The sequence below is a fragment of the Candidatus Kaelpia imicola genome, from assembly GCA_030765505.1.
Classification (GTDB): Bacteria; Omnitrophota; Gorgyraeia; order Kaelpiales; family Kaelpiaceae; genus Kaelpia; species Kaelpia imicola.
This window is the reverse complement of record JAVCCL010000006.1, coordinates 1-20,682: the sequence shown is the minus strand read 5'-3', so window position 1 is coordinate 20,682 and position 20,682 is coordinate 1. Positions and strand designations below refer to the sequence as shown.

At 39.0% G+C, this 20,682-nt stretch carries 27 protein-coding genes; 3 read left to right on the top strand and 24 right to left on the bottom strand.

Features of this window, described 5'->3' with window-relative positions:
* Positions 1–37: 37 nt before the first annotated feature.
* The 6 genes from xseA to P9L98_01225 form a co-directional block, all read right to left on the bottom strand.
* Positions 38–1,249: an exodeoxyribonuclease VII large subunit gene (gene xseA / locus P9L98_01250; protein MDP8215934.1), complete on the bottom strand. Its 1,212-nt coding sequence runs from the start codon at positions 1,247–1,249 to the stop codon at positions 38–40.
* A 27-nt stretch (positions 1,250–1,276) separates the two neighbouring features.
* A complete protein-coding gene (locus P9L98_01245; protein MDP8215933.1) occupies positions 1,277–2,068 on the bottom strand; it encodes a TIGR00282 family metallophosphoesterase in 792 nt (263 codons plus the stop codon).
* A gap of 68 nt (positions 2,069–2,136) precedes the next feature.
* Entirely contained in the window at positions 2,137–3,699 is a 1,563-nt protein-coding gene (gene rny, locus P9L98_01240; GenBank protein MDP8215932.1) for a ribonuclease Y, read from the bottom strand.
* A gap of 29 nt (positions 3,700–3,728) precedes the next feature.
* Complete coding sequence (locus tag P9L98_01235; protein MDP8215931.1) at positions 3,729–4,277, bottom strand: 5-formyltetrahydrofolate cyclo-ligase; 549 nt, start codon at positions 4,275–4,277, stop codon at positions 3,729–3,731.
* Positions 4,278–4,434: 157 nt separating this feature from the next.
* Positions 4,435–4,776: an aspartate 1-decarboxylase gene (locus tag P9L98_01230; GenBank protein ID MDP8215930.1), complete on the bottom strand. Its 342-nt coding sequence runs from the start codon at positions 4,774–4,776 to the stop codon at positions 4,435–4,437.
* Between the two features lie 18 nt (positions 4,777–4,794).
* Positions 4,795–5,232, bottom strand: coding sequence for a prepilin-type N-terminal cleavage/methylation domain-containing protein (locus P9L98_01225; protein ID MDP8215929.1), 438 nt, complete (start codon positions 5,230–5,232; stop codon positions 4,795–4,797).
* Positions 5,233–5,322: 90 nt separating this feature from the next.
* Here P9L98_01225 and P9L98_01220 point away from each other — a divergent pair, with 90 nt between their 5' ends.
* Positions 5,323–5,787, top strand: a complete 465-nt coding sequence (locus P9L98_01220; protein MDP8215928.1) for a hypothetical protein — start codon at positions 5,323–5,325, stop codon at positions 5,785–5,787.
* A gap of 6 nt (positions 5,788–5,793) precedes the next feature.
* Here the strand turns inward: P9L98_01220 and P9L98_01215 are convergent, their stop codons facing one another.
* The 8 genes from P9L98_01215 to rsxC all read right to left on the bottom strand — a co-directional run bounded on the left by P9L98_01215 (position 5,794) and on the right by rsxC (position 11,386).
* Positions 5,794–6,051, bottom strand: a complete 258-nt coding sequence (locus P9L98_01215; GenBank protein MDP8215927.1) for a zinc ribbon domain-containing protein — start codon at positions 6,049–6,051, stop codon at positions 5,794–5,796.
* A 1-nt stretch (position 6,052) separates the two neighbouring features.
* Entirely contained in the window at positions 6,053–6,532 is a 480-nt protein-coding gene (gene def, locus P9L98_01210; protein MDP8215926.1) for a peptide deformylase, read from the bottom strand.
* A 117-nt stretch (positions 6,533–6,649) separates the two neighbouring features.
* Positions 6,650–7,405, bottom strand: a complete 756-nt coding sequence (locus P9L98_01205) for a fumarylacetoacetate hydrolase family protein (protein ID MDP8215925.1) — start codon at positions 7,403–7,405, stop codon at positions 6,650–6,652.
* Positions 7,406–7,407: 2 nt separating this feature from the next.
* Positions 7,408–7,986, bottom strand: a complete 579-nt coding sequence (gene rsxA, locus P9L98_01200; GenBank protein MDP8215924.1) for an electron transport complex subunit RsxA — start codon at positions 7,984–7,986, stop codon at positions 7,408–7,410.
* Positions 7,983–8,582: an electron transport complex subunit E gene (locus tag P9L98_01195; protein MDP8215923.1), complete on the bottom strand. Its 600-nt coding sequence runs from the start codon at positions 8,580–8,582 to the stop codon at positions 7,983–7,985. Before P9L98_01195 ends, rsxA begins: the two co-directional genes overlap by 4 nt.
* Positions 8,575–9,117, bottom strand: a complete 543-nt coding sequence (locus tag P9L98_01190; protein MDP8215922.1) for an FMN-binding protein — start codon at positions 9,115–9,117, stop codon at positions 8,575–8,577. The genes P9L98_01195 and P9L98_01190 overlap by 8 nt, the downstream gene beginning before the upstream one ends.
* A 14-nt stretch (positions 9,118–9,131) precedes the next feature.
* Positions 9,132–10,082: an RnfABCDGE type electron transport complex subunit D gene (locus tag P9L98_01185; protein MDP8215921.1), complete on the bottom strand. Its 951-nt coding sequence runs from the start codon at positions 10,080–10,082 to the stop codon at positions 9,132–9,134.
* A 5-nt stretch (positions 10,083–10,087) separates the two neighbouring features.
* Positions 10,088–11,386, bottom strand: a complete 1,299-nt coding sequence (gene rsxC / locus P9L98_01180; protein MDP8215920.1) for an electron transport complex subunit RsxC — start codon at positions 11,384–11,386, stop codon at positions 10,088–10,090.
* A 44-nt stretch (positions 11,387–11,430) separates the two neighbouring features.
* Between rsxC and P9L98_01175 the strand changes: the two genes are divergently transcribed.
* On the top strand, positions 11,431–11,811 hold the full coding sequence (locus P9L98_01175) for a tetratricopeptide repeat protein (GenBank protein MDP8215919.1): 381 nt from the start codon (positions 11,431–11,433) through the stop codon (positions 11,809–11,811).
* Positions 11,812–11,821: 10 nt separating this feature from the next.
* Here the strand turns inward: P9L98_01175 and P9L98_01170 are convergent, their stop codons facing one another.
* Positions 11,822–13,174 (bottom strand): TrpB-like pyridoxal phosphate-dependent enzyme, encoded by a 1,353-nt coding sequence (locus P9L98_01170; protein MDP8215918.1) that lies wholly within the window; start codon positions 13,172–13,174, stop codon positions 11,822–11,824.
* Positions 13,175–13,281: 107 nt separating this feature from the next.
* Positions 13,282–13,683 carry a hypothetical protein gene (locus P9L98_01165; GenBank protein MDP8215917.1) on the bottom strand — a complete coding sequence of 134 codons (402 nt, stop codon included), beginning with the start codon at positions 13,681–13,683 and terminating at the stop codon, positions 13,282–13,284.
* A 62-nt stretch (positions 13,684–13,745) separates the two neighbouring features.
* Here P9L98_01165 and P9L98_01160 point away from each other — a divergent pair, with 62 nt between their 5' ends.
* Positions 13,746–15,524 carry a tetratricopeptide repeat protein gene (locus tag P9L98_01160; GenBank protein MDP8215916.1) on the top strand — a complete coding sequence of 593 codons (1,779 nt, stop codon included), beginning with the start codon at positions 13,746–13,748 and terminating at the stop codon, positions 15,522–15,524.
* A 258-nt stretch (positions 15,525–15,782) separates the two neighbouring features.
* Here the strand turns inward: P9L98_01160 and P9L98_01155 are convergent, their stop codons facing one another.
* From P9L98_01155 to P9L98_01120, 8 genes are all read right to left on the bottom strand, one after another.
* A complete protein-coding gene (locus P9L98_01155; protein MDP8215915.1) occupies positions 15,783–16,487 on the bottom strand; it encodes a glycosyltransferase family 2 protein in 705 nt (234 codons plus the stop codon).
* Positions 16,488–16,699: 212 nt separating this feature from the next.
* Complete coding sequence (locus P9L98_01150; protein MDP8215914.1) at positions 16,700–16,825, bottom strand: hypothetical protein; 126 nt, start codon at positions 16,823–16,825, stop codon at positions 16,700–16,702.
* Between the two features lie 29 nt (positions 16,826–16,854).
* Positions 16,855–17,082: a DUF2442 domain-containing protein gene (locus P9L98_01145; protein ID MDP8215913.1), complete on the bottom strand. Its 228-nt coding sequence runs from the start codon at positions 17,080–17,082 to the stop codon at positions 16,855–16,857.
* Between the two features lie 142 nt (positions 17,083–17,224).
* On the bottom strand, positions 17,225–17,452 hold the full coding sequence (locus tag P9L98_01140) for a CopG family transcriptional regulator (protein MDP8215912.1): 228 nt from the start codon (positions 17,450–17,452) through the stop codon (positions 17,225–17,227).
* The gene (locus P9L98_01135) at positions 17,442–17,702 is read right to left on the bottom strand and encodes a BrnT family toxin (GenBank protein ID MDP8215911.1); all 261 of its coding nucleotides are present in this window, start codon (positions 17,700–17,702) and stop codon (positions 17,442–17,444) included. The genes P9L98_01140 and P9L98_01135 overlap by 11 nt, the downstream gene beginning before the upstream one ends.
* 443 nt (positions 17,703–18,145) lie before the next feature.
* On the bottom strand, positions 18,146–18,844 hold the full coding sequence (locus P9L98_01130; GenBank protein MDP8215910.1) for a hypothetical protein: 699 nt from the start codon (positions 18,842–18,844) through the stop codon (positions 18,146–18,148).
* Between the two features lie 17 nt (positions 18,845–18,861).
* Positions 18,862–19,512: a hypothetical protein gene (locus P9L98_01125; GenBank protein MDP8215909.1), complete on the bottom strand. Its 651-nt coding sequence runs from the start codon at positions 19,510–19,512 to the stop codon at positions 18,862–18,864.
* Positions 19,513–20,419: 907 nt separating this feature from the next.
* Positions 20,420–20,680, bottom strand: coding sequence for a DUF2442 domain-containing protein (locus P9L98_01120; GenBank protein ID MDP8215908.1), 261 nt, complete (start codon positions 20,678–20,680; stop codon positions 20,420–20,422).
* Positions 20,681–20,682 lie beyond the last annotated feature (2 nt).

The following is a 20,682-nucleotide window of genomic DNA, read 5'->3' as shown; positions in this document are numbered from 1 at the left end:
GAAATCTCCTTATTTAAAAAGGCTAAGCCTAACTATATCAACTGAGACTCTTTTTTTCAACCCGGGATATAATGCTCCCCTTATGTAATCTGGTCTTAAGTAATATTCCTTCTTTAATACTCTTTGAGCTTTTAATAACCTCACCTGTTATGAGATTTTTTGTAACACTATAGCCCCGGCATAGAATAGTTAAAGGATTTAAATTCTCAAGATGCTTTATAATATAGCCGAGCTTATCTCTGTTAGTAATTAAGATACCTTCGGTAGATCTATCCATCCTTAAACTCAACTCATCAAGACGCTGCATCTTAAGGGGAACAATATCTTTTATTCTAAATAACCCATACCTTCCCTGAATATGTTTTAAGATATCCCTCTTTCTATTGAGAGTCTCTTTAAGCAGCCTCTTTAAATCTCTGAGGTTTTTATCCAGTGAATCCTGGAGCTCATCTTTTACTCTGACTGCAAGCTCTGCAGCAGCAGACGGAGTAGGCGCCCTTAAATCAGCCGCCCAGTCTGATATGGTCCAGTCCCGCTCATGGCCAACGGCAGATATAATAGGGATCTCAGATTTAAATATCTCTCTGCTAAGCTCTTCGTTATTGAAAGCCCAGAGGTCTTCGATGCTGCCCCCGCCTCTGCCTACTATCAAGAGATCAACCCTCTCTTTGATCTTATTAAAAAACTTAATTCCAGAGATAATCTCAGCCGGAGCACACTCACCCTGAACCCTCACAGAGTAGATTATAATATGAATATTATCGAACCTTCTTCTTAAGACTTTTACCATATCCCTTACTGCAGCCCCGCTAAAGGATGTCACAATACCGATTCTCCGGGGCAGAAAAGGGAGCTCTCTCTTATGCTCTTCCTCAAATAACCCTTCTTTAGCAAGCCTCTCTTTAAGCTGCATCAAAGCAAGCATCAGAGCGCCCAGCCCTTTTGGCTCCAGATATTCAGCTCTTAACTGATACTTTCCCTGAGGAGCATAGGAAGTAATCTTTCCGTATGCTATTACATGGAGCCCGTTTTCAAGATCGAATTTTACCTTCTGAAAAAACCCCTTAAAGAGTGTAATAGGAATGGAGGCAGACTTATCTTTTAAATCGAAATAGACGTGGCCTGAACCGGGCCTGCTTAGATTGGATATCTCACCCTCAACCCAAAGATACCCCAGGCTATCTTCTAAGATATGCTTTACTCTCTTTGAGATCTCAGAGACAGTATAGATTTTTCTTTCATTCTCCATAGGCTAAATACAGAAGAGGCGGATTAATTAAATTGAGAGATCTTCCCTGTACTCAAAACGTTTTATAAAACCGGCCTTGGAACTGGAATTATCCATCTCAATAATAACACCCTGTATTCTTAAATCATCCTCCGCAATATCCATCCTGACAGGGGTTGAAGTCAGGAACCTCTGCAAGACAGAGTCTATAGTCCTTCCTAAAACAGATTCAAAAGGCCCTGTCATGCCAACATCTGTTATATAGGCTGTACCCTGCGGCAATATCCTCTCATCGGCAGTCTGAGTATGAGTATGAGTACCTAAGACAGCTGAGACCTTACCGTCTAACCAGTGCCCCATAGCCTGCTTCTCAGAGGTAGCCTCTGCATGGATATCGACAATGATGATAGCGGTCTCCTGCTTGATTCTCTCGATCTCAAACGAAGCCACCCTAAACGGGCACTCAATAGGATTCATAAAGACCCGGCCCTGAAGATTTAAAACCCCTATCTTTATTCCATCTTTAGTTGATAAGACAGTAGAGCCTATACCCCTCACTCCGGAAGGATAGTTTGCAGGCCTTAAGAGCCTGGGCTCTGCGTCGATTATCTTCAAGATATCTCGCTTAGACCAGATATGGTCTCCTGAAGTAAGACAGTCGATATTGGAAGACAATAGTTCCTCTACAACTCTGATTGTAAGACCTGAACCCCCGGCTGCATTCTCCGCATTGGCAATAACAAAATCTATGCCCTCTCTCTCCCTTATCTTAAGCAGGCTCTCTTTTATTATCTTACGCCCGGCTCTTCCTACAATATCACCTATAAATAGTATCTTCATATCTATCTTTAAGAGTTCTCCAGGCTGGCTGTTTAAAATAAGCCGGTCTGAGTAACTAAAGATCCCGGCTATTTAGCATAATCAACCGCTCTTGTTTCACGAATAACGACTACCTTTATCTGCCCTGGATATTCAAGCTCCTCTTCAATCTTTCCTTTTATATCTCTGGCAAGAAGATAAGAGTTGCTGTCATCTATCTTATCCGGATAGACTGTGATTCTTATCTCACGTCCAGCCTGAATAGCAAATGACCTATCAACCCCTTTAAATGAGTTGGCAATACCTTCAAGCTTCTCCAGCCTCTTAATATAACTCTCCAGAGTCTCGCGCCTTGCTCCAGGCCTTGCTCCGCTTACAGCATCGGCAGCTTGAACAAGCACAGCATATACACTATGCTGCTCTACATCTTCATGGTGGGCAGCAATAGAGTTAACGATTATCTCATTCTCTCCATACTTCTTAGCCAGATCAGCGCCAATCTGTGTATGGGTACCTTCCTGATCCTGGTCTATCGCCTTACCTATATCATGGAGTAAACCGACACGCCTTGCCAGGGTGAAGTTCAAACCCAATTCATTTGCCATAACACCCATAAGATAGGCAGTCTCTTTAGAGTGCTGAAGTACGTTCTGACCGTAGCTTGTCCTGTATTTAAGTTTTCCCAAAAGCCTTACTATCTCAGGATGGAGATTATGAACACCCAGGTCCAGAGCCACAGACTCCCCCTCTTCCTTTGTCTTCTTCTCCATCTCCTTCTTTATCTTCTCAATTATCTCTTCGATTCTGGCCGGATGAATTCTTCCATCTTCAACAAGTTTATCCATAGCAACTCTGGCAATCTCACGCCTGTAAGGATCGAAACAGGACAGAGACACCGCTTCAGGCGTATCGTCTATTATTACATCTACACCTGTTACCATCTCAAAAGAACGAATATTCCTTCCCTCCCGGCCTATAATTCTTCCCTTCATCTCATCATTGGGAAGGTTTACAACCGCAACAGTAGACTCTGTGGTATGCTCTATAGCACATCTCTGAACGGCTTGAGATATTATCTCTCTTGCCTTCTCATCGGCCTTAGCGCGCGTATCCTCCTCTATCTGCTTCAAAAGCAGGTTGGCTTCATTCTGAATCTCTGTCTCCATGCGTTTAAGCAGCTGCTGTTTGGCCTCTTCAGGCGACATGCCTGATATCTGCTGTAATCTAAACTTCTCCTCCATGATAAGATCGTTTAATTCGCCTTCGCGTTTTTTAAAATACTCTTTTGTCTTGCTGATATCTTCATACTGCTTGACTATATCTCTCTCTTTCTGATCCAAAAGATCAAACTTACGCTCTATATTCCCCTCTTTCTGAAGTAGTCTGCGTTCAAACTCAGTGAGTTCCTGACGCCTCTCTTTTGTCTCTTTCTCGAAATCAGAGCGTAATTTATAGAGCATCTCTTTAGACTCTAGTTCTGACTTCTTCTTGCTATCTTCAACCGATTCCCGGGCCTTATTGATTATATCTTTAGCCTGGAATTCAGCTGTCTTTACATTCTTCTTCGCAAAGAACACCCTCGAAAGATACCCGAGGATTCCAGCTGCAACAAGAATTGTTACATATCCTATTAATTGTAAAGCTATTTTCATCTGACTCACCCCTTTTTATGATCTATTGGCTAAGCATAAATCAGGGATGATACTGGACGGTCAAACTCAGAGATGGGTAGACAATCTATGACTTGAAACTCATAACTCAATCCCAGACTATACGTATAAGGGGTCTTCTTCAGGAACCTGTCGTAATACCCCTTACCATGCCCCAGACGGTTGCCCGCTCTATCAAAAGCAATACCCGGAATAAGCAGAAGATCGAGTCGGCTCAAATCAACTCTTCTTATATTATCATGATGCGGCTGATAGACTCCATAAGGCCCTTCGGTAAGCTCTTTACAATCCAGAACCAAAGAAGGTAATATCAGCCTATCGCCTTTCAATACGTATGGTACAGCTATTTTTTTACCCATCTCCAAAGACTTTTCAATTATCATCCAAGTATCAACCTCGTATGATTTAGAGACATAGCTCATTATTATATTTGCTTTTTGAAACTTAGGATTTAAAAAGAGTCTCTCTCTTATTCCTAGATTCCTCCTTTCTTTCTCTTCTTTATCCATGCTCTTTAATTTAGAAAACATCTCTTCTCTTATCTTATCTTTATTATTCACTTTTAACACCATTTTGGAATTATACTCTCAAGTTAAAAACCATTCAATATTTAAATTAAAACCTACTGCTATTATTTAGCTATCTAATTGATTCTAATTACTTTACAACTTAAACAAAACTGAAAATCAGTAAGTCAAAAAACCGGGGCAACAGCTCTTAACTATTTTCTCCTAGATCTACTACAATGGGCTTATTCCCAGTTATTTCATCATCAGAGAGCAAACAGTAAGAGAGTATGCAGACCTCATCTCCAACCTCACCAGATCTTGCAGCCGGTCCATAGAGAACAACCTTATCCGAACCAGCCTCTTCTTCGATCACATAGGTCTGGAAACGCATCCCGTTATTGTAATTTAAGACATGAACTTTCTCATCTCCCAAAATTCCAGCCCTCTTTAAAATATCTGAATCTACCCCTATACTGCCTAGATACTTTAATCTCTTCTCAGTTATAACAGCCCGATTAATCTTGGATTTTAAAAACTCTCTTAATCTCATCTCAACTCGCCTTTAAAGCTAATGGTTTACCGAAGCGCCCCCTTCAACAAACCGCCCTGCTGTATAACCATCAGCATCAACCCGATAATAGGTCCACCAACGCCTGCCAACTGCACTTCCCGCAGAACCATGTTTACAATAGAATATTACTGTATCTCCCGTATCATTGTAACGCCATTTATCAGCTTCAAAACTAGTCGTCATCTCCATATTCGGTACCTGTTCATCTACCTCACTCCCGGTAGGCCAGGCAGGAGTACCTTCAGTCTGGCTCTTAAGATAGAGCAGTAAGGCAACAGCTTTAAGTCTCCTTATGGTATACTCATCCGCTGAGTTCTTAGCATCATTATTAATATCTGTAAACTTTGGTATAGCTATAGCTGCAAGAATAACTATAATGACAATCACCATTATAAGCTCTACTAAGGTAAAACCTCTATTCTTGAATTTAACCATATATTTTTATCAATTACTTAGGACTAAAGTAAATTTTAGCATAAAAAACACAATTGACAATAAAAAACAATAGTATTAACATCTAAACATATGGAGCTTTCTCCAAAGAGACTTACCATTATAGGCATTATTCTCTTACTCTCTTCATTTATAGCACTGCTCATATTCTCAAACCTCACAGAAGATGTATCTAATATGCTCATAACGCTGGAAGAGGGAAAGATACAGTCTCAGATATTGAACCCTGATTTCGGTGACTTAGAGGCACCCCCCTACCTTCCTGATAAACCTGTTGCCGTAGCGGCTTTCTGGAAAATAGATACGGAGAGCTTTGAAAAGGGTGAATATATAGGCATAGCAGCTATAAAAGAGGATAAGATCTACGTCAATGTGAAATACTCCAGTTTAAAAGCAATACTGAAAAATCCTTACAAACCTATTGAAATAACCATAGAGGGGGTAACGCCGCCCTACCAGCCCGGTACAGCCGCACACTTAAAGGCAATAGCAGAAGAGGCCTGGCGCTGGCAATATACAGCTGAATATAAAGATTGACAGACCCTATCTCTTATCTTCGCCATTAGTTGAGCAGGGCGGAGTACTACAGCTCTCATCCTCACCGCATCTCTTCGGCTCGGGCTTCCTATGGTCCGTTGCATAGAAACCGCTGCCTTTAAATATAATTCCCGCGCCTCTACCTATCAACCTTTTTACTTCTCCATCGCACTCCGGACATTTAGAGAGCGGTCTGTCACTCATATTTTGAAATTTATCAAATTTAATACCGCATTTTTTACACTCATACTCATAGGTAGGCATTCTAAGCTCTCCTCCTGTAATCTGTTATAAGCCTGCCTTTAAGATGGTCAATCTCATGCTGCAGAATACGGGCAAAGAGCCCTTCCGCTTTTAGCTTCAGCGCTTTATTATTCTCGTCAACACCTTCAACGATAACCCTGTAATTACGCCGGACCTCTACTGTTTCATCCGGGATACTGAGGCATCCTTCAGCCATGGTATCAGACCCCCAGGATTTAACTATGACAGGGTTAACAACCTTAAAAACCTTACCTTTCTCATCCAGGGCAACAAACATCATCTTCTCTACTCCTACCTGAGGAGCAGCAAGTCCGATACCGCCTGATTCACGCATTGTATATTCCATATTCTTAAAAAGTTCTCTATCAGACAGAGTAAGACTGCCTAGCGGAGAGCACTCTGCCCTTAAAACAGAATTCGGAACCTTACAGATATCGAGAATTACCATTCCTATAAAACTCCCGCTTAATATCTCAATCACTTTACTCTAAAACCAAAACACCTTAAATTCAATTCTTCTTCTACCTGTAATCTCTTAGCAAGGAAGGTTTTAATCATGACATATCAGAATAATACTGTCAAGTGAAACTAAGGCTATTCAACAGGATATAACGGTATTTGAGAGTCTCCCTATGCCGTCTATCTCAACAGAGACATTATCTCCTATCTCCATGCTTCCTACTCCCGAAGGGGTTCCGGTAGAGACTATATCTCCCGGCTTAAGAGTCATAACAGAGGATATAAAAGACAGCAGCTCTGGGAGCGGAAATATAAAGTCAGAGATAGTTGAGTCCTGCCTTAGTTCTGAGTTTAGATAGCTCTTGACTCTTAGACTGTCCAGTTCAAGCTCTGTCTCTATCCATGGGCCGAAAGGAGCAAAGCTGTCAAAGGATTTTGCCCGGCTCCATTGAATATCTCTCTTCTGAATATCCCGGGCCGTTACATCATTAAGGCAGGAGTAACCCAGGATATAGTCAGCTGCTTCAGACTCTTTGATATCTTTGGCCTCTCTCTTTATAACAACCGCAAGCTCGGCTTCATAATCCAGTCTCTTAACTCCTATAGGATATACTATACTATCACCATCTTTAATAAGAGAGCTGGGTGGTTTAAAAAATATTATCGGCTCATCCGGTATCTCCATATCAAGCTCTCCGGCATGGTCTCTATAGTTAAGTCCAACCAGAACTATCTTTTGGGGTTCAGCCGGAATAAGCAATTTAATATCGGTTAAGGAGAGGTCTTTTAAGGGGTCGATATTATCAAAAGGAGGCTCCTTAAGGAGTGTAACAGAACTCTCTTCGATCTTAGCCCAATATGCTCTACCTTCGTAAGAGACTCTTGTTATCTTCATAACTAGCAGGAGAGGAGACCTGAGAACCCCATAAATGAGAGCGCAAGAAGACCGGCAATAATAAGCGCAATCCCTGCCCCCTTAAGAGGTCCGGGTACGTCTGCGATATCCAGATCCTCTCTTATGCCGGCCATTATTAAAAGTGCCAGGGTAAATCCCAATCCTGCACCCAGGGCAAAGACTATACTCTGAATAAAATTGTAATCTTTAAGCACCATGAATAGCGCCAGACCTAAGACGGCACAGTTAGTCGTAATAAGCGGCAGATATATACCCAAGGCTTTATATAGAGCGGGTGAACTCTTCTTTATGAACATCTCGACTATCTGCACTAAAGATGCTATCACAAGGATAAAGACAACATATTCTAAGTAGACCATATTAAAAGGTACCAGGAGCTTATGGTAGAGCAGCCAGGTAGAGATTGAGGTTAAGCTCATAACAAAAGTTACAGCAGCTCCCATACCCAGCGCCGAACTAAGCTTTCTGGATACTCCCAGAAATGGACATATCCCTAAAAAATAACTGAGGACAAAATTATTTACTACAGCAGCTGAGAGAAAGATAAGGAGTAATTTCATCTTTTCTTTATTATCATATTCATTAACCCAACCATGAGACCTAAACCTATAAAGGCTCCTGCAGGAAGAATCATGACCAGCATCGGTTCATAGCTCCCGCCCAGAATAGAGATATTGAATATCTTGCCGTTTCCCAGTATCTCGCGCATACCGCCCAGGATAAGCAGCGCAATGGTAAAACCAGCTCCCATACCCAGCGCATCCAAGAGAGTCTTTAGAACGCTATTCTTAGAAGCAAAAGCTTCGCAGCGGCCAAGTATAATGCAGTTAACGACTATCAGAGGAAGATAAGGCCCTAGAGCCTTGCTCAGATGGGGAGACTGAGCCTTTAAAAACAGGTCTGCAATGGTAACAAATGTAGCAATGATTATTGTAAATGCCGCAATTCTTATCTGATAAGGCACTACTCTCTTTATAATTGAGACTACAAGAGTAGATAAACTCAAAACAAATATAACAGCAGCTCCCATAGTAAGAGCATTTACAGCAGAGGTTGTGACAGCAAGGACAGGGCAGAGCCCCAAAAGCAGAACAAGAACGGGGTTCTGAGAGATCAGACCTTTCTTAAATTCAAAGAGAGAACCTCTCTTATCCATCTTCTTTTATCCCGGGTATTGTCTCATCTAAAGCAAGATTTATGATCTTCACAATAGAGAGAGATGATATAGTTGCACCTGTTATTGCCTGAATCTGGTTAGGGCTGGACGGCTCCCTTCCTTTTATATAATCTATTCCGGATGAGATTTTAAGATTTTTAAACTGACCCTTAAAATCTCTAGATGCTATCTTCCCCCCAAGGCCTGGTGTCTCAATATTCTGCAGTATCTCAATACCTTTTATAAATTTAAGGTTTTTAGATAGTATAACCAGGATTTCAATCTCACCCTGATAGCCGTTACCTCTTGCGATAATAGCATAAGAGATGAGGCGGGAATTCTTATCATAGAGATAGAAGACTTTATAACCCTCGATCTCTCTATCTGAATACCTCACTACTCCAGAGACCAAACTTGAGACCGAGCTCTCAAACTCCTCTCTCTTGTTCTCTCTTATCTTTAGTTCTGTCTTCTGATACATACTGGCAAGAGTAAAACCTGAAAGAGCCGCTATCAAACCAAGTGTGAGATTCATTTTATAAAGCACCTTCAAAGCCCAAACCTCTTAGGAGATGTAATACGGTTTATAAGAGGAGTAAATGCATTCATTATCAGGATGGAGTACATTACCCCTTCAGGTAATCCGGAGAAACTTCTTATTAAAAATATAAGAGATCCCATACCCAGACCAAATATATACTTTCCTCTCTTTGTCAGGGGGGTTGTAACCGGATCCGTTGCCATAAAGAACAACCCTAGTAAAAACCCGCCTCCTAAGATACCGAATAGAGGACTGCCGAACTTAGCAGGGTTTATGAGATAGAATATCCCGGATATAGAAGAGAAGCCCAGAATCCCGCTCAAAGGAATCCTGTAATCAATAACTCTCATAGAGAGAAGATAGATACCTCCCAGGATGATTGCAAAGGCACAGGTCTCGCCAAGAGAGCCTGGAATATTACCCCAGAAGAGCGCTCTTAAAGGTAGATATAGCTCATTAAACTTAGCCAACCCCAATGGTGTTGCAACAGTAACAGCATCCAGAGAACTTTTATAACCAAAAGGATAGGAGTAACTCGTCATGGCAATAGGATAGGAGGCCTGTAAAAATGCTCTACCGATAAGAGCTGGATTAAAGATATTATAGCCCAGACCCCCAAATACTCCTTTACCGAAAACAACTGCAAAGACAGCACCCAGAGCAGCCATCCAGGAAGGCAGGCTTGGAGGCAATATCAAAGCGTAAAGCAAAGCAGTGATAACGGTCGAGCCGTCTAGAAAGTCAACCTCTTTTCTGCGTAACTTTAAAAATAGAGCTTCAGCTATAAGAGAGGCCGCTAAAGATACCGCTATAAGCCTAAGAGCATTAAATCTAAAGAAATAGATGCTTACCGCTATAACCGGAATAAGGGCTATGACTACATTCCACATCATAAAGCGCAGGCCCGAAGCTGCCCTTATATGCGGAGAGCCGGATATAATAAGTCTATTATCTTCCATAAATATTATCTGTTCTTTAAATAGTCCTTGCCTAATTTTATATAGTCAAGCAGGGGTATCCGAGACGGACATATATAGCTGCAGCAGCCGCACTCAATACAGTCCGAAATATTATACTCATCTAAAAGATCCCATTTCCCATGTTTAACGAAATGGGCTATCTTGGTAGGCATAAGGTTCATAGAGCAGAGGTCGACACATTGAGAACATCTAATACAGGGGTACTCCTTGTAGTCAGATGCAAATTTTTTAGACAATAATAGGACCCCGGAAGTACCTTTTAAGATAGGGGTATCGAGTGAGACTTGAGTAATACCCATCATAGGACCGCCGAATATAATCTTAACAGGCTCTCTGGTAAGACCGCCGCTATGCTCAACTATATCTTTGAGTAGAGTGCCTACTCTTATGAGATAGACTCCGGGGTTAGAGAGTACATCTCCAGCCAGAGTGAGATACCTCTCTATCAAAGGCTTACCCTTATAGACTGCCTCATAGATAGCAAAACATGTTCCGACATTGAGAACTATAGCTCCGGCATCAGAAGGAAGACCGCCAGGAGGAACCTCTCTGGATATAACGGATTTAATCAGCTGTTTCTCAGCACCCTGAGGATATACCTTCTTGACTTTCATTACTTCAATACTCTTCTTTAAAGCCGCCTGACGCATTCTAATCAGAGCCTCTTCTTTATCAGACTCCAGGACAACAATAACTCTATCAGGATTTACTATCTTTCTTACCAGCTCAATACCTTTTATTATCTGAAAAGGCTTATCCCGCATCAGAATATCATCAGAAGAGAGATAAGGTTCACACTCACAACCGTTAATTATCAAAGTCTCTATTTTCTTATCTTGAGGTGGACTTAGCTTAACATGGGTTGGAAAAGCCGCGCCGCCTAAGCCAACGATACCGCAATCTTTTATTATGTTGATAAGTTCTTGAGAAGACTTGTTCTTAACTTCACTCTCTGCTGCCTCTTTCCATTCTACCTCTTCTCCCTCTTCCTCTATAAATACCGCTCTTGCTCTACCCAGCAGAGGATGATTGTAATTACAGACCCTGCTGACTCTGCCCGATATAGAACTATGGAGAGAGGATGAGATAGAACCGTCCGAATCAGCAATCTTATCCCCTGTCTTTAGAATCTGGCCCTTCTCGGTCAAGAGAGTAGAGGATCTGCCTGAATGCTGAAGCAGATGGAGTGAGACTCTCTTAGGTAAAAAAGAGCCTTTAAACTCCTTAAGAGAAGAGAGGCTCTGCTCTTCTTTTATATCTATACCTTCTTTGAGATTTGACATATTTAAATATAGGTGATAGAATCTTTTCAAATTATAGATAAGCCATGGGCAAAAATCAACAAAATTTAGAATTCGAGATAGAATTCGCAGAGAGACTAATCCAGAAAAATCCCGATTATATCGACAGCCTCATTCTCTTAGGAGAGCTCCTGACAAAAGATAAGCAATACCAGAGAGCGCTGGAGATAGACTTTAAATTAAAAGAGCTGAGGCCGGATGACCCAATAATATTCTACAACCTTGCCTGCGACTACTCTCTGCTAAACAAGAAGAGCCTCTCCTTAAGAGCATTGGAGAACTCTCTTAAGCTTGGATATAAAGACATTGAATATATCTTTAAAGACCCTGACCTTAAAAATTTAAGAACCAGCAAACGTTTTCCTCAGCTGATCGAAAAATTCAACAAGACCTCTTCAAAAGTATAGCCTGAAACTACTACTGCATATCGGCTATATCTTTCAATGTCTCTTTTATCTCTTTATCCGGAAGCTCATAATCCTCCAGCTCTCCAGCGAGATATCTCTCATAAGAGTAGAGGTCGAAATGGCCGTGGCCCGAGAAGTTAAATAGAATAGTCTCTTCTCTATTTTCCTCTTTGCATCTCAGAGCCTGATCAATTACAGCCTTAATAGCATGGGCTGTCTCCGGGGCAGGCACTATACCCTCTGTACGCGCAAAAGTAACAGCCGCTTCAAAAGCTGCATTCTGATGATAAGCGACAGCATCCATAACCTTATGGTGGGCAAGAAGAGAGAGAATAGGTGCATCACCATGATAACGCAAACCTCCGGAGTGAATAGGAGCCGGTATAAACTTATGGCCCAAAGTATACATCTTAAGCAAAGGGGTCAGACCTACAGTATCTCCATAATCATAGAGATACTCTCCCTTGGTAAATGTAGGTGTTGCTGTCGGCTCAACTGCAAGGAACTTAATATCCTCTCCTTTAAGCTTATCAGAAACAAAAGGAAGGAAGAGTCCCGCAAAGTTAGAACCTCCGCCAACACAACCTATTACAATATCGGCCTTCTCATCAACAAGCTTGAGCTGTTTCTTTGTCTCAAGGCCTACAATAGTCTGATGCATAAGCACATGGTTCAATACACTGCCTAAACTATATTTCGTATCCTCATCCTTTGCAGCCTCTTCAACAGCTTCAGATATTGCAATACCTAAACTACCATACGAATCAGGGTCTTCTTCCAGTATAGCGCGGCCTGAGGCTGTTCTATCTGTCGGTGAAGGATAGACATCTGCGTTCCATATCTGCATCAAATTTCTTCTGTACGGCTTCTGCTCATAGCTTATCTTGACCATATAGACTATACACTCCAGATCAAATATATTGCAGGCAAACGCAAGAGCGGAACCCCACTGGCCGGCTCCGGTCTCAGTAGAGATTCTCTTTACCCCGGCTCTCTTATTGTAGTAAGCCTGGGCAACAGCCGTATTGGGCTTATGACTGCCCGGAGGAGATAGAGATTCATTCTTGTAGTATATCCTGGCCGGAGTCTTAAGATATTTCTCAAGCTTATAGGCTCTATGCAGAGGTGATGGCCTCCAGATCTTATATATATCTATTAATTCATCCGGTATATCTACCCAGCGTTCTTCTGTCATCTCCTGAGCAACAAGAGACTCAGGAAATATTGGATAGAGTTTTTCAGGAGCTAAAGGCTCTTTTGTCTCGGGATCTCTCGGCGGCGGACACTCCCATGGCAGATCAGCCCTAACGTTATACCATGCTTTTGGTAACTCTTTCTCAGGTAAGATTATCTTGCTATCTATTTAAATCTCCTTCTATAGTTAATAAAAATACTATATCTTAACCCTATCTTTAGAAAAAGATTGATTATGCCCCGCCCTCTTAAATAGCTTAAAGATAAAATCTAAGTTCAAAGTTTAAACTCCATTATGTAATTAGGCTCTGCATATTCTACCAAACTATTGCCTGAGAGCTCATCAACCATAGCTTCAACAGAGAGTTCCGAGAGAATCTCAAACTGATATACCCCTATATTGGTTATAATATCCAAAATCTCTAAACTATACTCTTCTATAAAATCAGTAATCTCAGTCTCGCTAACTCCCTTTTTAAACTTGACCAAAACATGAGATTCGACATACTTATCTCTCTTATCTCTCTTTTGAATCAACTCTTCTTTAGATGAATTTAGCTCTTGAGTCTGAACTGAGACCCCGCCTTTTCTCTCTATATTGGCCGCTTGAGGGATAAAGAGAAAAAATGTAACAAGAAGCAATACCAATATAACGGATATAACTATCAATACCTTCATCTAAATCAATTATATTGAATAGATTTTAGAATTCAAGATTATAATCTGCTATAATGCTTTGGATGAAATTTATTGGAATAATAGCCTCGCTGATAATAGTCTTACTGACTGCTCTAATCTATTTAGATTCATTAGATAACGGATTTATCTGGGATGACGATGTACATATTTACAAAGCCTCTTACATGAAAAGCAGTACCGGGTTAACTGATATCTGGGTGGAGAACGCAACCCCCCAATACTACCCCCTAACCACAACCATCTTCTGGCTTGGAGATAAGGCCTGGGGTTTAAACCCTAAAGGCTATCATATATTGAGCTTGGTAATACATATCCTCAACGCACTCCTGCTTTATAGTCTGATTAAAAAACTCTTCTACCCACTTGCGTTTCCGGTTGCTTTAATATTTGCAATACATCCAATTGGAGTTGAAACAGTTGCCTGGGCAAGCGAACTTAAAAACCTTCTAGCTCTCTTCTTCTTCCTGCTCTCTTTCTCAGGCTATCTTAAATTCCTGTCGACTAAAAAATCAAAATACTACCTTTTAACAATCATAGCTTTTATAGCCGCGGTATTTTCAAAGTATACCGCAGTCTCATTTGCTTTTATTCCTTTATTACATGGCTTCTGGCTTAAAGGAAAAATCAAGAAGAGAGAACTCAAACTCTCGATTCCATTCATATTGATAGGATTGTTGGCAGGGCTGAATGCAGTATTCACAGAGATATATAATGTAGGAGCAAGAGGTGCTGAATGGAGCCTCTCTTATCTGGATAAGATGATACTTATAGGTAAAACCTCTCTATTTTACATCTATAAGGTTATCTATCCCAAGGATTTTATCTTTATCTACCCAAGATGGCAGATAAGGACTCTTGATATTCTGGAGTGGCTACCTATTTTAACCCTCTTATCTCTAATCTCTCTTCTCTCTCTTTATAGAAAGAGGGTCAACCGCGCCATAACAGCTCTCTTCACCTTCTACCTTATCTCGATATTTCCTGCATCGGGGTTCTTTAATGTCTTTCCTATGAAATATTCTTATGTCGCCGACCATTTCAGCTACCTCTCAACCCCCTGGATAATACTTCTCTTCTTTGCTCTTATATACCCATCTTACAGATATCTGCTTAAAACTATTAAACCGAAAAAGAGTATCTACCTTAAATTAATCCTGACAATCACTTTAAGTATAACCGCAATATTCTTAAGCATTGGAAGCAACAGATTGACCGGAAACTATAAAGACGAGATAACGCTCTATAAGAGCATAATAGCCAAGAATCCGGGCTGCTGGATGGCTAATGCAAACCTTGCCATACTCTATACAGAGTCAGATAAGAATAGACTGGCTCTTAAACATTACAGAGACGCAATAGCTTCAGAACCGAATGTGGCATCAATATATTATAATCTCGGCAATCTCTATTACAAAATAGGAGACTACGACTCAGCCATTAATAGCTATATGGCGGCTATTACATCAAAGCCCGGCTATGGAGAGAGTTATGCCAATCTTGCAAATACCTATAGAGCTAAAGGTGAACCGGATAAAGCAATAGAACATTATAAGAGAGCACTGCTTTTCAAACCCGATGCTATAGTCTACTTTAACTTAGGAAACATATACTATCAATTGGGAGAATACAAAGAAGCAATGGAGTCTTACAGGGAGACGCTTAAGGCAGACCCTAACTACTCCAGAGTACATATAAACCTGGCGCTCAGTTATTATGAATTAAAAGAGTACGCCAAAGCAAAAGAACATTACAGATTAGCACTTGCTGCAGATAGCCCTCTAACGGATGAGACAAGAGCTATCTTCAAACAGCTTCCTTAACTTTTAGACTCTGCTTGAATAGGTTTACCAAGAAATGTAAAGATACAGTCTTTTAACAATATCCAAAATCCATGCTCAGAAGTATTAATTATTTCAGGTTTTAAGGTACTTTTTACTCTTTGATAACTTTTTTTTTATGCTCTTTAACCGTCTCTTGTAAATGCTCTTCGTATTCGCATTAACAGGCCCTTCTTCTGTATATCTCATCAGCCTTTACAACTTACTCTCTGTCCAGTTATAAGGGTTCACTCCAAGGATTCAATTATGCAATTCCCTGTAGAACATAGCAAGCTCTTTAAACGCTTTTGCTATAACTTTTAAACTTGCTCCAGTCTGTTTTCCAAATTTACGATGAAAGTGACTAACCGGAACTTCAACGATTTTGGCATCTACTTTCTTCAAACGGACTAAAATTTCCGCATTAATCATTGCTCCTTGAGATTTAACTCTTCTTAAATCAATCTTCTCTAATATAGTTTTACGAAATAATTTAAACGCACAATCTAAATCTTTTACTTTTACTTTAAACAGAAATCTAATTAATATATTCCATGCTAAAGTATTTATTCTTTTAAAAAAATTGTCACTACGTTTAACCCTATAACCAGCAACTAAATCGGAATCATCAATATAAGGCAATAACTTATTAATCTCTTCTACATTAAACTGATTATCTCCATCAGTAAAAAATACAAGTTCATATTGAGAAGTCTTTAATCCGGAAACCACTGCTGCTCCATATCCTTTATTCTGAGTATGAGTTACGATTTTAAGCTTCGGATATTTTAAAGTTAACTCTTTAAGTACCGACAATGTATTATCTTGACTTCCATCATTAACAACTATTATTTCATAATCAAAAAATTTTTGTTTTAATACCCTATCTGTTTTTTTTATTAAAGGCGTAATATTGTTTTGTTCATTATAAGCAAGTATTACTGCAGAGATACTATATTTTATCATATCAACAAATTATAGACTTTCTCAAAAATATCAAGGTAATTCTCCAACTTATGTATAAAATTAAAGGTCAATACGGCAAATATTAAAAATAGTGAGGCAGCAGGAATATAAGCGCCAAGATCCTTAAGCGCTTTAGTGCCGACAAGTTAATCTTAAAGAGTTCAAAAACCCACCACAAAAACCACCAAACTGTATTGCTAAATACAATATCCTTAAATATCTGTCTTAGCAAGTACACTTTCCCTGCCTTCTTCTGTAGAATAGTCATAATGCTTCAGGAAGACTTTTAAATCTACATCTATAGTAATAACCATGATCTTCTTTGGGGATAATCCCATATCAGATTTAAATCAAGATATAAAGGCGATTATTGGAATAAATTTATTACTTGTATATTAAAAGATATTTTTTTGGGATCAGCCAAAATCTCTATAGATAAATCCACATCTAATTCCGGCCAGTATAAACGGTGTTTACGAAATAATTTTACATTAATTATTGATGATATTTTAGAATTTTCAAACCAGGGATATTTTTTAAAAGGGAGAAAACATTCTTCTCCTTTTAGCAATATCCAAAATCCATGCTCAGAAATATTAGTTATTTCAAGCTTTAAAGTGTTTTCCCATTCTTTAATAATTTCATTCTTACGCCTTTCGACAATCTTTTGTAAAAAATTTAACTGTTTTTTAGAAAAACCAAGATAATTTACTAAGATAATTGGTAGAAATTAATAACTATGATAAGGATTTATCTATATGCTCTGCTATCCAAACCTTAATGATGGACTGACGGGGAACTCCAAGACGTTTTGCTTCCTTATCCAAAAAATGAAGTACCCATAGAGGAAAATCAACATTAACTCTTTTTTGCTCTTGCTCAGTCCTTCGAGCTTTTAAAATATCAAGATATTTAGATATATCTTGACCATCTTCAAATTTTTCATCAAACTCTTTAGCTTTCATAAATATCAACCTCCTCTGGCCGAGATCGGCGCATTGAAACAATCCGTATTCTCCCCTTTCGATAGGTAATTACTCCTGACCAATGCTTATTCGAAATAGATCCTATTATTAAAAATCTCGGTTCATCGCTGGTTTTTGCAGGAATTTCTATCACATTGGGGTCTTTCCACAATGCTTGTGCTTTGGAAAAATCAATTCCATGTTTTTTCTTATTTGCTTTACTCTTTTTTAAATCAAACTCAAACTCCATAGTATAAAAAATATATCATATTTATACCACATTCGTCAACTAATTGTCTTGGCAAAAAACAATGGAGATGGCGGGAATATATGTATTGAAGTCCCTAACTACCTCACCACCAACAAGTTTAACCTCAAAGAGCTTAAAAACCCACCACAAAATCCTACCAAACTGCTATGCTAAATACGATATCTTTAAACATTTGTATGTCAGTGTTTTGGTTTTAAATGAGCACCTTTTGGACACTAATACTACTTTAGTAAACAGAGTTTTAACTCGTGACAACTTGAGCCACAATCAAATGTATAAACAAAATACTTAAATTAATATGGCGTTAATCCTTGAATACCAACAAGTTATGAAATATAGATTCTCATCGGGGATTTTCACAACCTCATTGTGACAAAATTGTGTCCATTGAGAACTACACCAAGGGCTGGGTGGGAACGAAACTAAAAACCCGCAGCTTTGACTGCATCTCCCCAACTCTCATAACCCCATTCATACCTGTGGTCATAAAATGCGGCGTATAACTTCTGCCCTTCACTATCATCTTGAAATGCACTAGATGAGGTGGTATTTAATCTAGTTGCTACTTCTTTAAATTTATCTATAAATACTTCTCGTGTCCAACTAAAAACCGGCTCCAAACCAACAGCCCTCACTGCATCTGCCCAACTCGCATAACCCCATTCATGTCTATAGCGTTCAAATGCTCTATATGTATTACTTCCTTCACTATCATCTTGAAACGCCCTAGATGAGGTAGTTTCTAATCTAGTTGCTACTTCCTTTAATTTGTGGAGAAATGATTCATTAGTCCATCTAATAGACATATAAGACACACCCCTTACTGCTTCCAACCCCACAGCTTTGAGTACATCTGCCCAGCTCATATAACCCCATTCACGCCTGTGGTACCTAAATGCCGCATATACCTTTTTCCCTTCACTGTCATTTAGAAATGCATAAGATGAGGTAGTTTTTAATCTAGTTGCTACTTCCTGCAATTCCTTTAGGAATAGTTCCTGGGACCACTGAATTGCTGATGTAGTCTCCGATTCCTTAATCCTCCTGGCATCGGCAGGAAGAACAAACAAAACCAATAACAAACAAACCAACCCAATTATTTTTAACTTATGAGCTTTCATATAATTTTTAAAATACTCTAATATTCTTCACCCGAAAAAACAAAATTTTTCATAAAAAGGTAATTATTAAATGCCTTCTCTCTTCCTTCTACCCAGTTTCTTAGCCGCTCCGGCTCTGCTATGTACATCTGATACATTACAGCAAATGTCTCCCGTATAGCACCTTCTGGCCACAAAGATTCTTCTTTTGGAGGAGTAAAACCCATCTCCTCATAATAAAATTTAGAGAGAAATTCATAATCACTTTGAAAATTTATCTCCTCCAACCCAAAATGAACAAGATGTCCAATCTCATGAATAATTGTTTTAGAGGCTATATCAGGAACAGAAATCATAATCATCTTCTTATCTTTATCATAGCCACCGTAACCAAATTCAAGCGACTGGAAAAATATAATCTCTAAAGAGCTAAAGTGCTCTAAGGGAATCAGAGTAAAAGCAGATATCATATTAGCTATATCAAAAGGGCTAAATTTCGACTCCAGATATCCTATGCCTTCTACTTCTATGTTTCTTTCAGTAGCTAAGTTTATAAAATTCTCTACTAAAATATCTAAATTTAATTTAGATTGAGGTAATGAATAATTTTTTGGTTCTGATATAATAAATGCATTTGCCAAATTTATATAGGATAATAAAATAATTCCTATCGTTTTTAGATTCTTCATATTTATACGAAACTCCTCTCTTTTAAAGTATGCCATATATATGAAGGCTGTCAAACTGCGACTAAAATAGAGGTTTATAGGAAGGACATTGATCTACACCAAGTGGACTATGCTAAAAATCTCTATTTGGTAAAACTTTCTAATAACATCACAGTTCCTGATTTACACCATTTCCTCCACCCCTATTTTATAAGTCTCCCTCCCTGCCTTTTGCCTTCTTTTTAACCATTTTTCTATATCAGAGGCTCTAAATCTAACACCATTACGAAGCTTATAGCGGGGTATAATCTAATATGGGTCCATTTATAAACAATCCTTAGACTTACCTGAATCAATTCACATAACTGTTGTGTAGTTAACAATTTCTCCATAGGTTAGACTACTTTAATCACAATCTCTTTATTGCACCTAACTAAAAAACTCAACTTTAATAGTACGACCTTTCGAAAACCCACTATTTCCCCGCCAAAAACACCAAAATCATGCTTTCTAAGAGTAAATGATAACTTACAATAACTTGACTTACCTTGTGATGTAAAGTATTGATTTTACTTAAGGATTGCCTCTCTTTTACGTAACTAACTGACCTTATTAAACTATCCAATATTATAATAATGGAGGTAGCGGGAATATACATATCGAAATCCCTAACTGCCTAATTCTCAACAAGTTCAATCTCAAAGAGCTCAAAATCCTACCAAAATCCCACCAAACTGCATTGCCAAATATAATACTTTAAACATTTGTCTTAGCAAGTGCATTTTTCCTGCTTTCTTCTGTAGAATCATCATAATGCTTCAGAAAGACCTTAAAATCTATATGCTCAGTAACAACCATAGTATTCCCGAAGGACAATCCTATATCAGATTTAAATCAAGATATAAAAGCGGCTATTGGAATAAATTTATTACTTGTATATTAAAGGATATTTTTTGGGATTAGCCAAAATCTCCATAGATAAATCTACATCTAATTCTGGCCAATATAAATGATGCTTATGAAATAATTTTACATTAATTATTGATGATATTTTAGCATTTTTAAACCAGGGATATTTTTCAAAGGGGAGAAAATATTCTTCTCCTTTTAACAATATCCAAAATCCATGCTCAGAAATATTAGTTATTTCCGGCTTTAAGGTGTTTTTTCCATTCTTTAATAATTTCATTC

What these genes read in the sequence shown, in the direction of transcription:
- xseA (MDP8215934.1), bottom strand. Translation starts at nt 1,249, where the DNA reads ATGGAGAATGAAAGAAAAATCTATACTGTCTCTGAGATCTCAAAGAGA.
- P9L98_01245 (MDP8215933.1), bottom strand. Translation starts at nt 2,068, where the DNA reads ATGAAGATACTATTTATAGGTGATATTGTAGGAAGAGCCGGGCGTAAG.
- rny (MDP8215932.1), bottom strand. Translation starts at nt 3,699, where the DNA reads ATGAAAATAGCTTTACAATTAATAGGATATGTAACAATTCTTGTTGCA.
- P9L98_01230 (MDP8215930.1), bottom strand. Translation starts at nt 4,776, where the DNA reads ATGAGATTAAGAGAGTTTTTAAAATCCAAGATTAATCGGGCTGTTATA.
- P9L98_01225 (MDP8215929.1), bottom strand. Translation starts at nt 5,232, where the DNA reads ATGGTTAAATTCAAGAATAGAGGTTTTACCTTAGTAGAGCTTATAATG.
- P9L98_01220 (MDP8215928.1), top strand. Translation starts at nt 5,323, where the DNA reads ATGGAGCTTTCTCCAAAGAGACTTACCATTATAGGCATTATTCTCTTA.
- P9L98_01215 (MDP8215927.1), bottom strand. Translation starts at nt 6,051, where the DNA reads ATGCCTACCTATGAGTATGAGTGTAAAAAATGCGGTATTAAATTTGAT.
- P9L98_01205 (MDP8215925.1), bottom strand. Translation starts at nt 7,405, where the DNA reads ATGAAGATAACAAGAGTCTCTTACGAAGGTAGAGCATATTGGGCTAAG.
- rsxA (MDP8215924.1), bottom strand. Translation starts at nt 7,986, where the DNA reads ATGAAATTACTCCTTATCTTTCTCTCAGCTGCTGTAGTAAATAATTTT.
- P9L98_01195 (MDP8215923.1), bottom strand. Translation starts at nt 8,582, where the DNA reads ATGGATAAGAGAGGTTCTCTCTTTGAATTTAAGAAAGGTCTGATCTCT.
- P9L98_01190 (MDP8215922.1), bottom strand. Translation starts at nt 9,117, where the DNA reads ATGAATCTCACACTTGGTTTGATAGCGGCTCTTTCAGGTTTTACTCTT.
- P9L98_01185 (MDP8215921.1), bottom strand. Translation starts at nt 10,082, where the DNA reads ATGGAAGATAATAGACTTATTATATCCGGCTCTCCGCATATAAGGGCA.
- rsxC (MDP8215920.1), bottom strand. Translation starts at nt 11,386, where the DNA reads ATGTCAAATCTCAAAGAAGGTATAGATATAAAAGAAGAGCAGAGCCTC.
- P9L98_01175 (MDP8215919.1), top strand. Translation starts at nt 11,431, where the DNA reads ATGGGCAAAAATCAACAAAATTTAGAATTCGAGATAGAATTCGCAGAG.
- P9L98_01165 (MDP8215917.1), bottom strand. Translation starts at nt 13,683, where the DNA reads ATGAAGGTATTGATAGTTATATCCGTTATATTGGTATTGCTTCTTGTT.
- P9L98_01160 (MDP8215916.1), top strand. Translation starts at nt 13,746, where the DNA reads ATGAAATTTATTGGAATAATAGCCTCGCTGATAATAGTCTTACTGACT.
- P9L98_01155 (MDP8215915.1), bottom strand. Translation starts at nt 16,487, where the DNA reads ATGATAAAATATAGTATCTCTGCAGTAATACTTGCTTATAATGAACAA.
- P9L98_01150 (MDP8215914.1), bottom strand. Translation starts at nt 16,825, where the DNA reads ATGGGATTATCCCCAAAGAAGATCATGGTTATTACTATAGATGTAGAT.
- P9L98_01140 (MDP8215912.1), bottom strand. Translation starts at nt 17,452, where the DNA reads ATGAAAGCTAAAGAGTTTGATGAAAAATTTGAAGATGGTCAAGATATA.
- P9L98_01135 (MDP8215911.1), bottom strand. Translation starts at nt 17,702, where the DNA reads ATGGAGTTTGAGTTTGATTTAAAAAAGAGTAAAGCAAATAAGAAAAAA.
- P9L98_01130 (MDP8215910.1), bottom strand. Translation starts at nt 18,844, where the DNA reads ATGAAAGCTCATAAGTTAAAAATAATTGGGTTGGTTTGTTTGTTATTG.
- P9L98_01125 (MDP8215909.1), bottom strand. Translation starts at nt 19,512, where the DNA reads ATGAAGAATCTAAAAACGATAGGAATTATTTTATTATCCTATATAAAT.
- P9L98_01120 (MDP8215908.1), bottom strand. Translation starts at nt 20,680, where the DNA reads ATGAAATTATTAAAGAATGGAAAAAACACCTTAAAGCCGGAAATAACT.